The sequence below is a fragment of the Mesorhizobium sp. M7A.F.Ca.MR.148.00.0.0 genome, from assembly GCF_003997735.1.
Lineage (GTDB): Bacteria > Pseudomonadota > Alphaproteobacteria > Rhizobiales > Rhizobiaceae > Mesorhizobium.
Genome location: NZ_RZTB01000136.1, coordinates 1 through 3502, shown reverse-complemented (window position 1 = coordinate 3502; position 3502 = coordinate 1). Strand labels below are relative to the sequence as shown.

Sequence of the window (3502 nt, the reverse complement as noted above, 5' to 3'; positions counted from 1 at the left end):
AAAGGACCGATCATGACCCTCTTCGCCGCCCTGCGGTTGCCGCGTGAAATCCTGTTCGGGAAGGGGCAGCGCCTTGTGCTGCCGACGGTCGCCGCCCGGTTCGGCCGACGCGCGCTGGTCTGCACCGATGAGCGTTTCGCGGGCACAATGGTATTCGCCGACATCATCAAGTCCCTTCAGTCAGCCTCGATCGAGGTTCTGGTGCATGATCGTGTTCTGCCCGACGTGCCACGCGACACGGTCGGCATCTGTGTCGAGGAAGCGAAGGGGTTCAGGCCGGACATGGTGATCGGCATCGGCGGCGGCAGCTGTCTCGATTTCGCCAAATGCGCCACCCTGCTTCTCAGCCATGGCGGCAAGCTCCAGGACTATTACGGGGAGTTCAAGGTGCCGGGTCCGACACTGCCGCTGATCGCCGTACCCACCACGGCCGGCACCGGCTCCGAGGTGACGCCGGTCGCGGTGATTTCCGACCCGGACCGGACGCTCAAGGTGGGCATATCGAGCCCTCACCTTATCGCCGCCGTCGCTCTGTGCGATCCCGAGTTGACAATGACCTGTCCGCCTGGCCTGACCGCGATCGCCGGCGCCGACGCTTTGACCCATGCGATCGAGGCCTTCACCGCTATGCGGCGCGGTGAAGACCCCAATCTGCCGCAACAGCATGTCTTCATCGGCAAGACTGCGCTGACCGACCATTTCGCGTTGCTCGCGATAAAACTGCTTGGCAGGAGCCTGGAGAAAGCCTGCAGCGACGGCACCGATGCCGACGCGCGCGCCGATGTCATGATGGGCGCTCTGGCGGCGGGCTGCGCGTTCGGCACCGCCGGCACGGCGGCGGCACATGCCGTGCAATATCCGGCAGGCGCCCTCACCCACACCGCCCATGGTTTGGGCGTGGCGACAATGATGCCTTACGTGATGACCTATAACAGCCGCGTCGCCGCTCACGAGATGGCAGAGATCGGCGCGGCACTTGGCTTGGAGACCAAGGCCAGAACCGCCGCCGAGATGGCAGCCGCCACAATCGAGGAGATCAGGCGATTGTTCGCGGCGATCGGTATTACGCCGACACTGGCGGATTTAGGCCTCCCCGCCGATAAGCTTGACTGGACAGCCGAGCAAGCGCTCGGCATCGACCGCCTGATCAAGAACAATCCGCGTGCCTTCGATCTCGGCACGATGCGACGCCTCGTCCAGGCTGCCCATGACGGCGACCTCGCAGCCTGCGTTATGTGAAAAACGGAACAAAGCGATGAATTTGAAGGCTCAGCAACTCGACCAGGATGGCTATGACGTGCGCGGTTTTTCGCACGGACTTTACATCGACGGCACTTGGCGGCCGTCCTCCGACGGTCGGCTCATCGATGTCGTCGATCCCTCCTCCGGGGCGGTGATCGCGGCAGTTCCCGATGCGACGGTCGAGGACGCCACCGCCGCCGTCGCGGCCGCGGCCAAAGCAGCTAAGGGATGGCGGGAAACTGCGCCGCGCAAACGCTCGGAAATCCTTCGGCGCTGTTTTGAGCTCATGGTCGAACGCTCCGAAACGCTTGCCATGCTGATCTCCCTGGAGAATGGCAAGGCGCTGCGCGACGCGCGCGGCGAAGTGGCGTACGCCGCCGAGTTCTTCCGTTGGAATGCTGAGGAAGCGGTCCGCATCACCGGTGAGTTCGGCACCGCGCCCTCCGGCAGCAATCGCATCGTGGTCGATTATGAGCCGATCGGAATTTGCGTGCTGATCACACCGTGGAATTTTCCGGCCGCTATGGCGACCCGCAAGATCGCGCCGGCGCTGGCGGCAGGCTGCACTGTCGTCCTGAAGCCGGCAAGTGAAACACCGCTGACGGCCTATGCGCTGGCGGCACTCTACAGCGAAGCCGGCGTGCCTGCCGGCGTCGTCAACGTGCTGACCACGACCAGTCCCGGGCCGCTGACTTCGGCCATGCTCGCCGATCCACGCGTCAGGAAACTGTCCTTCACGGGGTCGACGGGTGTCGGCCGAACCTTGCTCGGCGAGGCTTCAAAGCATGTCATTTCGTGTTCGATGGAACTCGGCGGCAATGCCCCGTTTGTCGTCTTCGACGATGCCGAACTCGACGCCGCCCTCGACGGCGCGATGATCGCCAAGATGCGCAACGCCGGCGAAGCCTGCACCGCCGCCAATCGCCTCTATGTACAATCGGGAATTTATGATGCTTTTGCCGACGGGCTCCGCAAGCGCATGGCGGCACTTAAGGTGGGAGCGGGACCGAATGCAGACACAGAATGCGGGCCGATGATCACCAGAAAGGCTGTCGACAAGATCGACCGCCTGGTCAAGGACGCCGTGGGCCGGGGGGCCAAGGTGCTTTGCGGCGGGGCGATTTCGGAGGAAGAAGGGTTCTTCTATCCGCCCACAGTGCTGTCCGATGTGCCGCCCGATGCGGAGATGGCGCACGAGGAGATTTTCGGCCCCGTGGCACCCATCACGCGCTTCGACACCGAGGCCGAGGCCATCGCACATGCCAACAACACGGAATATGGCCTGGCCGCTTACATATATACACGCGATGTTGGGCGCGGCATGCGGGTGGCGTCGGGGATCGAGGCCGGCATGATCGGCCTCAACCGGGGACTGATGTCGGATCCGGCAGCACCTTTCGGAGGCGTCAAGCAGAGCGGCCTTGGCCGCGAAGGCGGCCAGCACCACGGCATCGCCGAGTTCATGGAGGCTAAATATATTGCCGTCACCTTCTGAACCGGCAGTCATGTCAAACGACCCTTTCCGCACGCGCGACCATGTGGCCGACTTTGACGATATCGTGGCCGACATAGTAAGCCGCAGCGCCGAAACCCGGGCTACCCTGCCGATGTCGGCTGGTATCGCCTATGGCGAGGACGAAGCCGAAAGATTGGACCTGTTCTTTCCGCCCGGCGAGCGCAGGGACCTTCCCGTGCACATCTTCATCCATGGTGGCTACTGGCGCATGTTCTCCAGGAGCGACTATTCGTATGTAGCGAACACAGTCACCAAAGCTGGGGCGATCGCGGTCATCGTCGACTATGCGCTGATGCCTGAAGTCAGGATGGCGGCAATCGTCGACCAGATCCGGCGTGCCAAACAATGGGTGCTGGACAATATAGCCGCCTATGGCGGTGACCCTGCCCGGCTAAGCGTAAGTGGTCATTCGGCGGGTGCGCACCTGGCCACATTCCTGTTCGAAAAGACGCCAATGCCATCACGCATACGTGCGGCGCTGCTGCTGGGCGGCCTTTACGACCTCAAGCCCCTTCAGACGTCCTTCCTCCAGCCGCTAATCGGAATCACCGATGATGAGGCAGCTGCCTTCACCCCAATGACGCGGTGGCATGACCCGGAGACGGCAGCGACCATCCTCGTCGGAGATCAGGAAACGTCACCTTTTCACCAGCAGGCCGCCGACTTCGGAAAGCGCTTGCGCGCGCAGGGGCACCTTGTCTGCGACCTCCGCCTGAATGACCGAAACCACATGAACAGCGTGCG

Annotated in this window: 3 protein-coding genes; all 3 read left to right on the top strand. The window is 63.1% G+C overall.

The window, feature by feature from the left end:
• Positions 1 to 12 precede the first annotated feature (12 nt).
• Positions 13 to 1239 (top strand): iron-containing alcohol dehydrogenase, encoded by a 1227-nt coding sequence (locus EOB49_RS29460; RefSeq protein ID WP_127383041.1) that lies wholly within the window; start codon positions 13 to 15, stop codon positions 1237 to 1239.
• Positions 1240 to 1255: 16 nt separating this feature from the next.
• Positions 1256 to 2737 carry an NAD-dependent succinate-semialdehyde dehydrogenase gene (locus EOB49_RS29455; RefSeq protein ID WP_127383040.1) on the top strand — a complete coding sequence of 494 codons (1482 nt, stop codon included), beginning with the start codon at positions 1256 to 1258 and terminating at the stop codon, positions 2735 to 2737.
• A 10-nt stretch (positions 2738 to 2747) separates the two neighbouring features.
• On the top strand, positions 2748 to 3502 hold a 755-nt coding region (locus EOB49_RS29450; protein WP_164781849.1), incomplete at its 3' end, for an alpha/beta hydrolase.